Below are 14,064 nucleotides of genomic sequence, written 5' to 3'. Positions count from 1 at the left end.
GGCGTCGCCCGCCCGCCCCGTGCCCCCACCCGTCACGCCTCCAGACCGGGCCTCTGAGACTCCTACGGCGCAAAGTCCCGTCCGTGACCTTCTGTTGCGCCGCCGACTCTCGTAACGTCACGGCCTGAGATGGCCATGACAAAGAAGAGGGTGCCCATGCACAAGCGTCTCCTTCAGCTGGTCTTAGCTCTTGCGGCGGGCCTCGCGGTGATCGCGGCGCCGGCCGCCGCCGCACCACCGGGCCCGCCCGACGTGTACCGCCCGGTCCGCGGGCCCGCCGCACCGGCCGAGTACCGGTACCTGCAGAAGACGCTGCCCGGACAGCCGATCCCGCGCCACGCCCACGCGGACGCCGCCGCGCAGGCACGCCTGCTGCCCACGGTCGGCGGACGCTGGAAGGCGGTTGGACCCACCGACATCGGCGGGCGGATCGTCTCGCTCGCGCTCGACCCGCAGCGGGCCGACACCGTGTACGCCGCCGCGGCGAGCGGAGGCGTCTGGCGCAGCACGGACGCCGGGCAGACCTTCGAGTCCGCGTGGCCGGACGACTGGACGCAGGCCATGGGAGCGGTCGCCACGGCCCCGGACGGGACCCTGTACGCGGGGACCGGCGAGCCCAACCCCGGTGGCGGCAGCATCACGTACGAGGGCACCGGCCTGTACCGCAGCACCGACGGCGGCGAGCACTGGCGCCCGATCGGGCTGCGCGACTCCGGCGCGATCAGCGCGATCACGGTGGATCCCGCCGACCCGCGGCGCATCTATGTGGCCGCGGCCGGTTCGCTCTACAACGGCGGCGGGGACCGGGGGGTGTACCGCTCGGACGACGGCGGCAACACCTGGCGGCGGATCCTCGCGGGAGCCAATGAGTTCACCGGCGCCACCGAGGTGTTCGTCCAGGGCTCGACGCTGTACGCCGTGATGTGGGACCACCGCCGTACGCCGGAACTGCGCACCTACGGCGGCGCGGGCTCCGGCGTCTTCCGCAGCACCGACGACGGAAGGACCTGGCAGCGCCTCGGCGGCGGCCTGCCCGCACCGGGCCCCGAGGTGGGCCGGATCGGACTCGCCGTCGCGGGCGAGCGGCTGTACGCCATCGTCAACCGGACCAGCGGCCCCTTCGAGGGCTTCTACACCTCCACCGACGGAGGCGACACCTGGAGCCGGACCCCGGAGAACAAGAACCTCACGGAGTCGCAGTCGTCCTTCGGATGGTGGTTCGGGAAGATCTGGGCCGACCCGAAGGACGCGCGGCACGTGCACGTCGCCGGCGTACCGCTGATGACCACCAAGGACGCCGGCGCCACCTGGACGTACGACGACACCAGCATCCATGTCGACCACCACGCGATGGTCTGGGACCCGCGCCGGCCGGGCCGGGTCTACCTGGGCAACGACGGCGGGGTCTACCGCTCGGACGCGAACGGGGACGGCGGCTGGGTCAAGGCCCGCCACGAGCCGTACACCCAGCTCTACAGCGCGGCGATCAGCCCGCAGGACACCTCGCGCGTCTCCGGCGGATCACAGGACAACGGCTCGCTGCGCTCCTGGGGCGGGGACGGCTTCAACGAGTACCTCGGCGGGGACGGCGAGGAGAACGTCATCGACCCGACCGACGTGAACAAGGTGTACGCCTGCTACCAGTACGGCAACTGCTTCCGGTCCACCGACGGCGGCGACACCCTGACGTACTTCGCCGACCGCACGACCTTCAAGCGGCGCAACTGGTTCACGCCCGTCGTCCTCGACCCGCGGAACCCCAAGATCGTGTACTACGGCGCCGAGGTGCTCAACCGCTCCACGGACGGCGGTGTGACCTGGCAGGCCATCAGCCCGGACCTGTCCGGCGGCCCGGGGCCCGACCCGATCTACACCAACTACGGGACGATCACCTCGATCGCCCCGGCCGGTGACGGCCGGACGGTCTACGCCGGCACCGACGACGGCCGGGTCTGGGTCACCAGGAACCTGGGCGCCACCTGGACCAAGCTGGCGGAGGGGCTGCCCTGGGTGACCCGCGTCGTCGTCGATCCCGCCGACCCCGACCGGGTCTACACCACGCACTCGGCCTACCGCGCGGGCTCGGGACTCGCCCACGTCTACGGCAGCACGGACGGCGGCAGGCACTGGAAGGACCTGTCCGGGAACCTGCCGGACGCACCCGTCAACGATCTCGTCGTCGGGCGCGGCAAGGTGCTCTACATCGGCACCGACCAGGGTGTTTTCACGTCCCCGTCGGGCGGGCGGCAGTGGTTCCGCCTGGGCCGGGGCATGCCCGCGGTCCCGGTGGACGACATCGAGTACGACGCCGGCCACCACCGCATGGTCGCGGCCACGTTCGGCCGGGGCTTCTACGAGCTCACCACCGGCTGACCGCTGTACGTCCCCGGGGCCCGGCCGCCGAGCGGCCGTGCCCCGGGGACGGGTGGTCAGAGCTTGTGCATGCCCTTGTAGGGGCTGACGATGCGGGTCTGGCAGGCACCGAAGTCGACGAGAAAGGCACCAGCGGCCTCCTGACCGACGATCTTTCCGAGGCCGTGCCGGTCGTGGGAGACGCGGTCTCCGAGGGCGAAGTCCTTGATCACGGGATCGGTTGGAGCTGCGAAGGGGCTGGTGGGCAGGTGGCGCCGCGGCGCGGATCGATTTGTCATCGTGGACTAAGTATGCCCCGCCGAGCGGGTCGCGAGCCCTGTCCGGCCGCCCCTGGTTCCCCGGCACCCGTCTTTCGATCTTGAATGGCCCGCCTGCCCTGGCACGCGCCCCGACCGCCCTCGGCGCCGTCGCCGGTCCGCGGAGGAGCCGCTGCCTCTGGGCAGACCCGGCCGCCCTGGCCGCACTTCGAGCGCTCGACCACGCCCTGCGGAACCAGCGCGAGGACCGGCACCGGGCCGACGCCCTGCTCGCGCTCATCGGCGACCTGCTCGAGGACTACGCCGACGGGCCGAGCGGCGACCGATGACGCCCGGGTCAGCCCAGGAAAGTCAACCGCACCTGGCGGCTCGGATTGTCCTTGTTCGTGTCGACCAGACAGACCGACTGCCAGGTGCCCAGTTCCAGGCGGCCGCCGAGCACCGGCAGCGTCGCGTGCGGCGGGACGAAGGCGGGCAGGACGTGGTCCCTGCCGTGGCCGGGGCTGCCGTGGCGGTGCTGCCAGCGGTCGTCGGCGGGCAGGATCGTGTGCAGCGCGGCCAGCAGGTCGTCGTCGCTGCCCGCGCCGGTCTCGATGACGGCGACTCCGGCGGTGGCGTGCGGGACGAACACGTTGAGCAGGCCGTCCCTGCCGTCCGCGTGCTGGGCGAGGAACTGCTCGCAGGTGTGCGTCAGATCGGTGACCGTCTCGCCGGATCCGGTGGCGAGGGTCAGGGTCGTGGTGGTGAAGTGTCCGGGCATGGCTCCATCCTCCCGCCCGTCACCTGCCCGGCGCGCGTCGCACGGCCGCCTCGGGGAAGATCCCGGGCCCGTTCCCGGTTGGTAGAACCGTGAACAACTCTGGGGCACAGGACGTGGACGCGGTCGTCATCGGCGCCGGGCAGGCGGGGCTCTCCGCCGCCTATCACCTGCGGCGCGCCGGCCTGGTGCCCGACCGGGACTTCGTGGTCCTGGATCACGCACCGCGCCCGGGGGGCGCCTGGCAGTTCCGCTGGCCCTCGCTCACCTACGGCAAGGTGCACGGCATGCACAGCCTGCCCGGTATGGAACTGACCGGCGCCGACGCCGACCGGCCGTCCTCCGAGGTGATCGGCGCGTACTTCACGGCGTACGAGGAACGCTTCGGCCTGCGGGTCCACCGCCCCGTGGAGGTCCGCGCGGTACGCGAGGCGGGCGGCGGCCGGCTGGCGGTCGAGACCTCCGAGGGAGTGTGGTCGGCGCGCGCGCTGATCAATGCGACCGGCACCTGGGACCGGCCGTTCTGGCCCCGCTACCCCGGTCAGGAGACGTTTTGGGGGCGTCAGCTGCACACCGCGGACTACCCCGGCCCGGAGGAGTTCGCCGGGCAGCGCGTCGTCGTGGTGGGCGGCGGGGCGTCGGGCACCCAGCACCTGATGGAAATCGCCGAGGTGGCCGCGGAGACCACCTGGGTGACGCGCCGGCCCCCCGTCTTCCGCGAGGGGCCCTTCGACGAGGACGCCGGACGGACGGCCGTCGCCATGGTCGAGGAGCGTGTGCGGCGCGGACTGCCGCCGCTGAGCGTGGTGTCGGTGACCGGGCTGCCGCTGACCGACGCCGTCCGGCACGCCCGTGAGACCGGGGTGCTGGAGCGCGAGCCGATGTTCGACCGGATCACACCGACCGGGGTGGCCTGGGACGACGGCCGGACGGTCGAGGCCGACGTGATCCTGTGGGCGACCGGGTTCCGGGCGGCGATCGACCATCTGGCGCCCTTGCGGCTGCGGGAGCCGGGCGGCGGCATCCGGGTCGAGGGGACCAGGGCCGTACGGGACGAGCGCGTCCATCTCGTCGGCTACGGCCCCTCGGCGTCGACGATCGGGGCGAACCGGGCAGGGCGCGCCGCGGTCCGCGAGATCAAACGCCTCCTGGAGCGCGAACCGGAGCCGGAGCGCGAACCGGCGCTGGTGTGAGGCGCGGTGGTCCCGCGGCGGCGGCCGGGAGCGGGCCGCCGGTCAGCCCGCGTCCCCGGCCTCGGCGCGGCGGGCGTTGAACTCCCCCACATTCCGCTGGTGTTCCTCGTAGTCACTGGTGAAGCGGGTGTCACCGGGTTCGACGGTGACGAAGTACAGCCAGTCGCCCGCGGGCGGCTCGACGGCCGCGCGCATCGCCTCCTCGCCCGGGTTGTCGATGGGCGTCGGCGGCAGGCCGGTGCGGTCGTACGTGTTGTAGGGGCTGTCGAGCCGTGTGTCCGCGGTGGTGGTGTCGACGGTGCTGCGATCGAGGGCGTAGTTGAGGGTGGAGTCCATCTGGAGCGGCATCCCCTTGGCGCGCCGGTTGTGGATGACGCGGGCCACCTTGCCCATGTCGGACGCCGTGTCCGCCTCGGCCTGCACGATGCTGGCGACGTTGACCGCCTCGTAGGGGCTGAGCCCTCCCCTGCGGGCGCTCGCGATGACGGCCCTGGCCCCGAACCGCTGGTGCGCCGTGTTGACCATGAAGCTGAGCAGGCTCGCCGGGGTGGTTTTCTCGTCGATGGGATAGGTGGCCGGGAACAGGTACCCCTCGGGGTTGCCCCGGGCCTCCGGCGGCAACTTCAGCCGGGCCGAGCGGATCGCGGTCCGCGTGGTGCCGGGTGGGCGCTTCAGGGCCTTGTCGACGGCGGCGTACACCTGGCCCGCGCGCCATCCTTCGGGGATCACCAGCGACACAGGGGCGGGGCGGGGCCGCTCGCTCTTCTCCTCCCTCAGCAGGAAGGGCACCAGGACGGCGGCCGCCGCCACCGTGGCCGTGCCGAGGAGCAGGACCAGACGGCCGCGGCGGGTGAGGCGGTACCCGCGCCCGCGCCGGGCCGACGAGCGCTCGTTCGTCATACGGGCACGCTAACGCGGCCGCCCCGTTCGCCCGGGTACCTCTCGCGCTGCGACACGAAGGACGCGCCTGCCCGCCGGAGCCGTCCACGTCGTGCGCCGGCGCGCCCCGCACTCGCCCCACGGCGACGCCGCTCAGCCGTCCCCGGGGAGCGGCGTCGCCGTCAGGTACGGCTCCGTCAGGGTGCGAACGGCGGCAGCGCGGCGAACTCCGGTACCGCCTGCACCCCTTCCGCGAGGGTGGCGAGCCCGCGTCGGACCCGGCTCAGCGGGTGGTCGGGGAACTGGGCGTCCCATTGGGCGTGGTCGGCCGCGTGGAAGGGCAGACCGCCCTGCACCTCGGGTGCGTAGGGGTGCGGACGGAAGTAGTCGGTGGGGCCGACCTGGGCCATGACCATCGCCTCGCGCATCCCGGTCGTCCCCCGCTCGGGCGCCTGGATCTTCACGACGGTGCTGCAGGTGGCGCGGGGCACCGTGAAGCTGCCGATGAACACCTGGCCGTTCGGCTGCCCCGGGAGCGGCAGCTTGAGTATCTGGCGCAGCGCGGGCAGGGAACCGAGCGACTTGACGGACGCCTCGATCAGGCCGCCGCCGGCCTCGGCGGTGTACCGCGTGAGCGCGGCGCGCAGCGCGGGGCCGTCGTCGAGGGACGCGGGCAGGTCCGGCGGCAGCCCGAAGAAGTGCAGCGACAGGATGTCGCCTTCGTCGTTGGCCCATACGTCGTGGTCGACGGGACGGAATCCCGGCAGGTCGACACCCAGGAGTGCTCTCATGGCCGGCGATCATGCCGCATGGGGCGCATCGGCGGGCCCGCGGGGTGCCGCTCATGAGCCGCGAGCGGTCGAGGGCGGCCGCGAGCCGACACGTCGTCAGGAGGCCCTGGGGCGCGGGCCGTCAGGTGACGTCGGCGGTCACGGCCGCGTCGGGCCGCAGCTCCGCGTCCCTGCGGACCAGTGCGGCGTAGCGGCCGTCCCGGTCGAGGAGCTCCTGGTGCGTGCCGCGCTCGGCGATGCGTCCGGATTCCAGCACGACGATCTGGTCGGCGTCGCGGACGGTCGACAGCCGGTGGGCGATGGTGATGGTGGTGCGTCCGGCGGACAGGGAGTCGATGGCCTGCTGCACGGCGTGCTCGGTGCGGGTGTCGAGGGCGCTGGTCGCCTCGTCGAGGATCAGCACGGGCGGGTCGCGCAGGATGGTGCGGGCGATGGCGAGCCGCTGCTTCTCACCGCCCGAGAAGCGGTATCCGCGCTCTCCGACCAGGGTGTCGTAGCCGTCGGGCAGCGACGCGATGTGGTCGTGGATCTGCGCGGCGCGGGCCGCGGCCTCGATCTCCTCGCCGGTGGCGTCGGGCTTGGCGAAGCGCAGGTTGTCTGCGACGGAGGCGTGGAAGAGGTACGTCTCCTGGGAGACGACGCCGACAGCCTGGGCGAGGGTGTCGAAGCCGAGGTCCCTGACGTCGACGCCGTCGATCGTGACGCGGCCGCCCGTGACGTCGTAGAGCCGGGGCACCAGGTAGCTGAGCGTGGACTTGCCGGAGCCGGTGGGGCCCACGACGGCCAGGGAGCCGCCGGCCGGCACGGCGAGGTCGATCCGGTCGAGGGTCGGCTGCTTCTGCGCGGGGTCGTAGGCGAAGTCGACCGCCTCGAAGCGCACGTCGCCGCTGATCTTGTCGAGCCGCACGGGCTTCGCGGGCTCGGTGATGTCGACGGACAGGTCGAGGTACTCGAAGATCCGCTGGAAGAGGGCGAGCGAGGTCTGCATCTGCACGCCGGTGGACAGCAGGCTGACGGCCGGGCGGAACAGGCCCTGCTGGAGCGAGACGAAGGCGACGAGCGTGCCGATGGAGATCGCCGGTCCGCCCGTCCTGAGCGCGAGACCGGCCGCCCAGTAGATGAGGGCGGGCATGGCCGCCATGACGATGCCTATCGTCGACATCCGCCAGCGGCCCGCCATGCTGGAGCGCACCTCCAGGTCGACGAGCCGCTCGGACTCGTCCGCGAAGGACCGGGTCAGCGAGTCGGCCCGGCCCATGGTGCGGCCGAGGAGGATGCCACTGACGGACAGGGACTCGGTGACCGTGGCGGCCATCGCCGCCATCTGCTTCTGCCGCTGTGTGGTGATCGTCTTGCGCTCACGGCCGACGCGGCGGCTGATCCAGACGAACAGCGGGAGCAGGAGCAGCGAGACGACGGTGAGCCGCCAGTCCAGGGCGAGCATCGCGACGACGGTGGCGACCACGGCCGTGAGGTTGGAGACCAGGGAGGTGGCGGTGGAGGTGACGGTCGCCTGCATGCCGCCGATGTCGTTGGCGATGCGGGACTGGACCTCGCCCGTGCGCGTCCTGGTGAAGAACGCGAGCGGCATGCGCTGGAGCTGCGCGTAGACCCCGGTGCGCAGGTCGTGCATGACACGCTGGCCGACGGTGGTCGAGATCAGGGTCTGGAGCACTCCGAAGACGCTGGTCGTCACCGCGGTGGCGATCATGCCGAGTGCCAGCAGACTGAGCAGCCCGGTGCGGCCCTGCGGGATCGCGGTGTCCAGGATCTCGCGGAGCAGGAACGGCGACGCGACGGAGACCAGCGAGGACGCGCCGACGAGGAGGCCGACGACGGCGAGCCTGCCGCGGTAGGGCCGGAAGAGGCGGAGGATGCGGCGGACGTCCGCGGGCGGCTGGTCGGGGTCCTTGGGCGGCGGGGTCCAGGTCGGGTGCTCGGGGCGCACCGGGCTCCTTCCGGTGGGCGGACGGACGGGGTCGTCCTGCGGACGACGTCCGAGAGCCTAGCTCACTGTTACCTGTATTCACAATGAACAACATCCTGCTAATGTTCCCGCATGAGCACCCCTGACGCCGACGGCCTGCTCGCCGAGCAGCTGCTGCGGCTGACCCGCCGCCTCCACCGCAGCCAGAAGCGCCAGCTGGAGTCCGCCGACATCGCCATCACTCCGGCGCAGTCTCGCCTGCTGCGGACGGTCGCGCACTACGACCGGCCGCCGCGCATGGCCGATCTCGCGGAGCGCCTTGAAGTGGTGCCGCGTGCCGTGACCAGCCTCGTCGACGGGCTGGAGGCGGGCGGCTGCGTGCGGCGCGTCCCCGACCCGGCCAACCGCAGGGTGACCCGCATCGAGCTCACGGACACCGGCCGCGCCGCGCTCCGGACCCTGCGCGACGCGCGGCGCGCCGCGGCGGAGGACGTCCTCGCACCGCTCACCACCGATCAGCGCAAGGTGCTGGGCGAGCTGCTGTCCACGCTGGTCGACGGAACCGGCCCGCGCTGCTGAGAGTCACCGCCGGGCCGGGGCGCCGGCTTCTGGGACTGTCGAGTGCCCGTCCGGCCCGCGGCCGGGTGCCCGGCCGGCTCCCTGCACGCCGGCCGGGCACCCCCTCCCGGTCACGTCAGCACAGACGCCGGTCCTCGGTCAGCACTCCCTGCACCGTGCGCAGGCTGCGGTCGTAGCAGCCGTCGGAGCCGTACAGCCGATAGCGCTCGGCCGTCGTGCCGACCGCGTGCCGCTGGTCGCGGGGCACATTCGCCGTGTACGTGGCATCACCCGTGTACGTGTCGTCGAGGCGCGACCACGACAGCCGCCGCGCGCCCCGGGTGACGGTGGTGTCGGCCTTGTCCGCGAGCGTGAGGACGGTACGCAGCCGGTCGCCCTCGCCGAGCGTGGTCACCCCGTCCATCTCGTACGTGCGACGGGTGGCGGTGACGACGCCTCACCTGGTGACCGTCTCGTCGTCGGTCCATGTGGCCGTGAGCGCGTCGGGGTTCTCGCCGTCGCTCCAGCGGTGGACCGAGGTGTTCGCCACGGACCGGGCGACCGTCGTGGCGACCCTGCCGTGCGAGGTGTCGAGGTGGCCGGCGGCGGTGAGGCGGTGTGCGCCGCGGGTGTCCGGGCTCGAGGGCCCGCGGCTCCGGAACGACGTACCAGAGGAACGGGTTGGACCAGCCGCCGGTCCACACGGTCGGGAACGGTGCCGCGATGCCCGCGAGTTGCCCGTCGACGCTGATCTGCACTTCCCGGTAGGGACCGTCGGCGGCCTTGCAGGAGTACGGGGCGGCGTCGGGAACGGTCATGTACCAGTATTCCTCGCAGCCGCCGCCCGAACCGGTCGCGTAGACCTCCGCGACGACGCGTTCGCTGTTGCGCGGGGTGGTGAGAGTGGTGCCGTCGGGGGTGAGCACCTTGTCGGGCGTCTCGGCGGCCCGGGCGCCCCGCCCCGGGGTGTAGAAGGTCAAGGTGACCTTGACGTCGATGACGCCGGTGTACGTCTCGTTGACGACGTTGCCGATCAGCATCTCGACGGGCTGCGCCCGGCGCAGGGTGTCGCTGTAGCGGGTGACGTCCTTCTCCACGGACCAGGTGATGCCGTCCGGCGAGGGCTGCGGGGCCGACGTCCGCAGGATCTCAATCCCGCCGATGGCGAGGTGGCCGAGCCGGTCGTACTGGCGTCCCTTCACGGAGCCTTCGAGCCGCAGCACCACCTTGCTCTGGGGGCACCTCCCAGCGGTAGCTGGGGGAGGGTGCCGCACTCCGCGGGCGGTGCGTAGGCGCCGCGGTAGGGCGTGAAGTCACGGAACCTGGCCTGCGCGACGGTGACTTGGCACGATCTGGTGTCGGGGCGCTCCACAGGCGGGGCGGCACTGACGGGATCGTGCCAGTCGCTGCCGGACTCCGCGGGCGGGCTCTCGGCCGCCGACGCCGGTGCCGTCCCAGGAGCGTGCCGACGGCGACGACCGCCGCGGCGATCATGGACATGATCTTTCGCTTCATGGGTCAGGAGGGAAGCGTGCGCGGGCCGTGCCGCGCCAGACCCCCGCTGATGGATATTGGCGCGTTCTGTGCCGCCGTGCGCAGAAAATCAATTGCTCGCGGGGGCGGTGAACCGCGAACCTTGCACGGTTTGAACCACCCTTGCTCCCTCCCCTTCCCCCCTCTTCGACGAGCCCTGGGACGTCATGCAGATTCGCGATCTTCCGTATCCCGATCCAGGAGTACCCGACGTCCGGTCCGGCACCCGCTTCCTCCTCTGGCTCGGCCTGGGCCAGCTGGGCGGACAGGTCAAGTCCCTGTGCTGGGGCCTGCTGCACTTCGTGTCCGTGATGGCGTTGCCGTACGGCGTCGGTCTCGCCGTCCAGGCCGTGGTGGAGCGCTCCGGGTCCGAACTCGCCGCGGCGGGCGGCCTGATGGCGCTCGCGACGGCCGGTATCGCCTTCGGCGACACGATGCTGCACCGTACGGCCGTCACCAACTGGATCACGGCCGCCGCCCGTACCCAGCAGCTACTGGCCCGCCGGACCGCGCAGTTGGGCTCGGCGCTCACCCGCCGGGTCGCGGCGGGTGAGGTCGTCGCGGTCTCGACGGGCGATGTCGAGAAGATCGGCTGGTTCGTCGAGGCGGTCTCCCGCTTCCTGGCGGCGGCCGTCACGGTCGTGGTCGTCTGCGCCGCCCTGCTGGTCTACCAGCCGGCGCTCGGTGTGCTGGTCGCGATCGGGGTGCCGGTCCTGGCTCTCGGCGTGCTGCCGCTGCTGCCGCGCGCGACCCGGCTCGCGGACACGCAGCGCGAGAAGGCGGGCAAGGCCACCGAACTGGCCTCCGACACGGTCGCGGGCCTTCGGGTGCTGCGCGGCATCGGCGGTGAGGAGCTGTTCCTGGCCCGCTACCGCCGTGCCTCCCAGGAGGTGCGCAGGGCGGCGGTGCGCAGCGCCCGGATGTGGTCGCTGATCGCGGCCGTGCAGGTGCTGCTGCCGGGTCTCCTGACCATCGCCGTCGTCCACCACGGCGTCGGGCTGGTCAGCGACGGCCGTATCGCGGTGGGCGAACTGGTCACCGCGTACAGCGCGGTGATGCTGCTGGCCTATCCTCTGCGGCACTTCGAGGAGATCGCCATGGCGTACTCCTTCTCCCGCCCCTCGGCGCGCCGGGCGGCGCGGGTCCTGTCACTGGAGCGCCCCACGAGCGGCACGGGCACGGACGCGGTGGCGACGGGGGACCTGTACGACCCGTCCACCGGGGTGCACGCGCCCTCCGGCCTGCTGACCGCGGTCGTGTGCGGCGATCCGGACGCGGCCGGCCGGCTGGCCGAACGGCTCGGCGGCCACCCCGCGGAACCGGAGGGACTGCCGTCCGTGCTGCTCGGCGGCGTCGCCCTCGACGGCCTGCCCCTGGACGCCGCGCGGGCGGCCGTCCTCGTCCAGGACAAGGACCCGGTCCTGCTGTCAGGGACGCTGATCGAGCTGCTCGACGTGCCCGCGTCCGGTGCGGTGTCGGCGGCGGACGCGCTCGCGGCCGCCGAGTGCGGGGACGTGCTCGGCGCGCTCGCGCAGGCGTCGCTCGACGGGGACCCCATGGAGGCGCCGATCACCGAGCGCGGTCGCTCCCTTTCCGGAGGCCAGCGCCAGCGCCTGGCGCTGGCGCGCTCGCTGGTGACCGACCCCGAGGTGCTGGTGCTCGACGAACCGACGTCGGCCGTCGACTCGCACACGGAGGCGCGGATCGCCGAGGGAGTGCGGTCGCTGCGCTCCGGACGTACGACGGTCGTCTTCACGTCCTCGCCGCTGCTGCTGGACCGCGCCGACCGGGTCGTCCTGGTCCACGACGGCGAGGCGGCGGCGGTGGGCCCGCACCGCGAACTGCTGCACAAGGAACCGCGGTACCGCGCGGTCGTCACCCGCGAGACCGACGAGGAACAGCTCTCCTCGGTCCACGCGTCGGGCGACGGCGCCCTCAGGACCGGGATCGACATCGAGGAGACAGCATGATCGGCGTGGCGCCACCGGACTACGACCCGGCGGCTCCCCGGACGGCGACGACTCTGCCGGTGGGCTCACCCGCGACGGTACGGGCGTGCGTGGCCGGGCTGCTGCGCCGCCACCGCCGGGCCTTCGTGCTCCTCGTGCTCGTCAACACCGTGGCCGTCGTGGCCTCGATGGCCGGCCCGTGGCTGCTCGGCTCGCTCGTGGAGCGGGCGGCGGACGGGGCGCGCGAGCTCCATCTGGAGCGGACGGTCGCGCTGTTCGCGGTGGCGCTGGTGATCCAGGCCGCGTTCGTGCGCCTGGTACGGCTGCGGGGCGCGATGCTCGGTGAACGGATGCTGGCGGACCTGCGCGAGGACTTCCTCGTACGGTCGGTCGGGCTGCCGCCCGGCGTGCTGGAGCGAGCCGGGACGGGCGACCTGCTGTCCCGTATCACCACGGACATCGACCGGCTGGCGAACGCGATGCGCGAGGCGGTCCCGCAGCTGACGATCGGTGTGCTCTGGATCGTGCTGCTGCTCGGCGGGCTGACCGTGACCGCGCCGCCGCTGGCGCCCGCGGTGCTCGTGGCCGTGCCGGTGCTGGTGATCGGCTGCCGCTGGTACTTCCGGCGGGCCCCCTCCGCCTACCGCTCGGAGGCCGCGGGCTACGCGGCCGTCGCCGCCGTGCTGGCCGAGACCGTCGACGCGGGCCGCACCGTGGAGTCGCACCGCCTCGGGGCACGCCGGGTGGCGCTCTCCGACCGGCGGATCAAGGAGTGGACGGCGTGGGAGCGGTACACCCTCTACCTGCGCTCCGTGCTCTTCCCCGTCCTCAACGTCACGCACGCGACCGTGCTCGGCTCCGTGCTCATGATCGGCGGCGTGTTCGTACTCCAGGGCTGGATCGGCATCGGACAGCTGACCACGGGCGCGCTGATCGCCCAGATGATGGTCGACCCGGTGAACCTGATCCTGCGGTGGTACGACGAGCTCCAGGTCGCCCAGGTGTCGCTGGGACGGCTCGTCGGCGTGCGGGAGATCGAGCCGGACGCGGGCGACGGGGCGGTGCGTCCGGAGGGGCGCGACGTGCGCGCGGACCGGGTCCACTTCGGGTACCGGGAGGGCGTCGACGTGCTGCACCGCGTCTCGATGGACGTGGCGCCCGGCACCCGGCTGGCGCTCGTCGGCCCCTCGGGCGCGGGCAAGTCCACGCTGGGCCGGCTGCTGGCGGGCATCTACGCCCCGCGCACCGGCCGGGTCACGCTGGGCGCGGCCGAGCTGTCGCGGATGCCGGCGGAACGGGTGCGCGAGCATGTGGCGCTGGTCAACCAGGAGCACCACGTCTTCGTGGGCTCGCTGCGGGACAACCTGCTCCTCGCCCGTACGTCCGCGGAGGACGCCGAGCTGTGGGCGGCGCTCGGGGCGGTCGACGCGGACGGGTGGGCACGGGCGCTGTCCGAGGGTCTGGACACCGAGGTCGGCTCCGGCGGTGTCACGCTCACCCCGGCCCAGGCCCAGCAGATCGCACTGGCCCGCCTGGTGCTGGCGGACCCGCACACGCTGGTCCTGGACGAGGCGACGTCGCTGCTGGACCCGAGGGCGGCGCGCCACCTGGAGCGCTCGCTGTCGCGGGTGCTCGAGGGCCGCACGGTGGTGGCGATCGCGCACCGGCTGCACACGGCGCACGACGCGGACGTGATCGCGGTGGTGGAGAACGGCCGGATCAGCGAGCTGGGCAGCCACGACGAGCTGGTGTCGGCGGAGGGGGCGTACGCGGCGCTCTGGCGCTCCTGGCACGGGTGACGGCCCTGCCCGGGGCCGGGGCCCTGCCCCCGGTTCCGGGAAGCCCCC

At 73.0% G+C, this 14,064-nt stretch carries 11 protein-coding genes and 1 pseudogene; 6 read left to right on the top strand and 6 right to left on the bottom strand.

The window, feature by feature from the left end; genetic code table 11:
* Positions 1-156 precede the first annotated feature (156 nt).
* On the top strand, positions 157-2,373 hold the full coding sequence (locus QFZ82_RS33865; RefSeq protein WP_307716750.1) for a sialidase family protein: 2,217 nt from the start codon (positions 157-159) through the stop codon (positions 2,371-2,373).
* Between the two features lie 56 nt (positions 2,374-2,429).
* Here QFZ82_RS33865 and QFZ82_RS33860 read toward each other — a convergent pair whose 3' ends face one another.
* Positions 2,430-2,651 (bottom strand): hypothetical protein, encoded by a 222-nt coding sequence (locus QFZ82_RS33860; RefSeq protein WP_177148189.1) that lies wholly within the window; start codon positions 2,649-2,651, stop codon positions 2,430-2,432.
* An 80-nt stretch (positions 2,652-2,731) separates the two neighbouring features.
* On the opposite strand from QFZ82_RS33860, the gene QFZ82_RS33855 reads away from it, so the two are divergent.
* Entirely contained in the window at positions 2,732-2,959 is a 228-nt protein-coding gene (locus tag QFZ82_RS33855) for a hypothetical protein (protein ID WP_307716749.1), read from the top strand.
* A gap of 8 nt (positions 2,960-2,967) precedes the next feature.
* Here the strand turns inward: QFZ82_RS33855 and QFZ82_RS33850 are convergent, their stop codons facing one another.
* On the bottom strand, positions 2,968-3,390 hold the full coding sequence (locus QFZ82_RS33850) for a YjbQ family protein (RefSeq protein ID WP_307716748.1): 423 nt from the start codon (positions 3,388-3,390) through the stop codon (positions 2,968-2,970).
* Between the two features lie 89 nt (positions 3,391-3,479).
* Here QFZ82_RS33850 and QFZ82_RS33845 point away from each other — a divergent pair, with 89 nt between their 5' ends.
* Complete coding sequence (locus QFZ82_RS33845; RefSeq protein WP_307716747.1) at positions 3,480-4,580, top strand: NAD(P)-binding domain-containing protein; 1,101 nt, start codon at positions 3,480-3,482, stop codon at positions 4,578-4,580.
* A 42-nt stretch (positions 4,581-4,622) separates the two neighbouring features.
* Here QFZ82_RS33845 and mltG read toward each other — a convergent pair whose 3' ends face one another.
* The 3 genes from mltG to QFZ82_RS33830 form a co-directional block, all read right to left on the bottom strand.
* Positions 4,623-5,480 (bottom strand): endolytic transglycosylase MltG, encoded by an 858-nt coding sequence (mltG, locus tag QFZ82_RS33840; RefSeq protein WP_307716746.1) that lies wholly within the window; start codon positions 5,478-5,480, stop codon positions 4,623-4,625.
* Between the two features lie 176 nt (positions 5,481-5,656).
* Complete coding sequence (locus QFZ82_RS33835) at positions 5,657-6,250, bottom strand: hypothetical protein (protein ID WP_307716745.1); 594 nt, start codon at positions 6,248-6,250, stop codon at positions 5,657-5,659.
* A 121-nt stretch (positions 6,251-6,371) separates the two neighbouring features.
* Positions 6,372-8,198: an ABC transporter ATP-binding protein gene (locus tag QFZ82_RS33830; protein ID WP_307716744.1), complete on the bottom strand. Its 1,827-nt coding sequence runs from the start codon at positions 8,196-8,198 to the stop codon at positions 6,372-6,374.
* Between the two features lie 111 nt (positions 8,199-8,309).
* On the opposite strand from QFZ82_RS33830, the gene QFZ82_RS33825 reads away from it, so the two are divergent.
* Positions 8,310-8,756 (top strand): MarR family winged helix-turn-helix transcriptional regulator, encoded by a 447-nt coding sequence (locus QFZ82_RS33825; protein ID WP_307716743.1) that lies wholly within the window; start codon positions 8,310-8,312, stop codon positions 8,754-8,756.
* A gap of 115 nt (positions 8,757-8,871) precedes the next feature.
* Here QFZ82_RS33825 and QFZ82_RS33820 read toward each other — a convergent pair.
* Positions 8,872-10,250 (bottom strand): annotated as a pseudogene (locus QFZ82_RS33820) (peptide-N4-asparagine amidase).
* A 185-nt stretch (positions 10,251-10,435) separates the two neighbouring features.
* Between QFZ82_RS33820 and QFZ82_RS33815 the strand changes: the two are divergent.
* Together QFZ82_RS33815 and QFZ82_RS33810 are read left to right on the top strand one after the other, a co-directional pair.
* Positions 10,436-12,238, top strand: coding sequence for an ABC transporter ATP-binding protein (locus QFZ82_RS33815; RefSeq protein WP_307716742.1), 1,803 nt, complete (start codon positions 10,436-10,438; stop codon positions 12,236-12,238).
* Positions 12,235-14,016: an ABC transporter ATP-binding protein gene (locus QFZ82_RS33810; protein ID WP_307716741.1), complete on the top strand. Its 1,782-nt coding sequence runs from the start codon at positions 12,235-12,237 to the stop codon at positions 14,014-14,016. The genes QFZ82_RS33815 and QFZ82_RS33810 overlap by 4 nt, the downstream gene beginning before the upstream one ends.
* Positions 14,017-14,064 lie beyond the last annotated feature (48 nt).

This window comes from Streptomyces sp. V4I23 (genome assembly GCF_030817975.1).
In the GTDB taxonomy this organism is placed as follows: Bacteria; Actinomycetota; Actinomycetes; order Streptomycetales; family Streptomycetaceae; genus Streptomyces.
Note: the sequence above shows the minus strand (reverse complement) of the source record. Positions and strands in the feature narration are given on the sequence as shown.

What these genes read in the sequence shown, in the direction of transcription:
- QFZ82_RS33865 (WP_307716750.1), top strand. Translation starts at nt 157, where the DNA reads ATGCACAAGCGTCTCCTTCAGCTGGTCTTAGCTCTTGCGGCGGGCCTC.
- QFZ82_RS33860 (WP_177148189.1), bottom strand. Translation starts at nt 2,651, where the DNA reads ATGACAAATCGATCCGCGCCGCGGCGCCACCTGCCCACCAGCCCCTTC.
- QFZ82_RS33850 (WP_307716748.1), bottom strand. Translation starts at nt 3,390, where the DNA reads ATGCCCGGACACTTCACCACCACGACCCTGACCCTCGCCACCGGATCC.
- mltG (WP_307716746.1), bottom strand. Translation starts at nt 5,480, where the DNA reads ATGACGAACGAGCGCTCGTCGGCCCGGCGCGGGCGCGGGTACCGCCTC.
- QFZ82_RS33835 (WP_307716745.1), bottom strand. Translation starts at nt 6,250, where the DNA reads ATGAGAGCACTCCTGGGTGTCGACCTGCCGGGATTCCGTCCCGTCGAC.
- QFZ82_RS33825 (WP_307716743.1), top strand. Translation starts at nt 8,310, where the DNA reads ATGAGCACCCCTGACGCCGACGGCCTGCTCGCCGAGCAGCTGCTGCGG.
- QFZ82_RS33815 (WP_307716742.1), top strand. Translation starts at nt 10,436, where the DNA reads ATGCAGATTCGCGATCTTCCGTATCCCGATCCAGGAGTACCCGACGTC.
- QFZ82_RS33810 (WP_307716741.1), top strand. Translation starts at nt 12,235, where the DNA reads ATGATCGGCGTGGCGCCACCGGACTACGACCCGGCGGCTCCCCGGACG.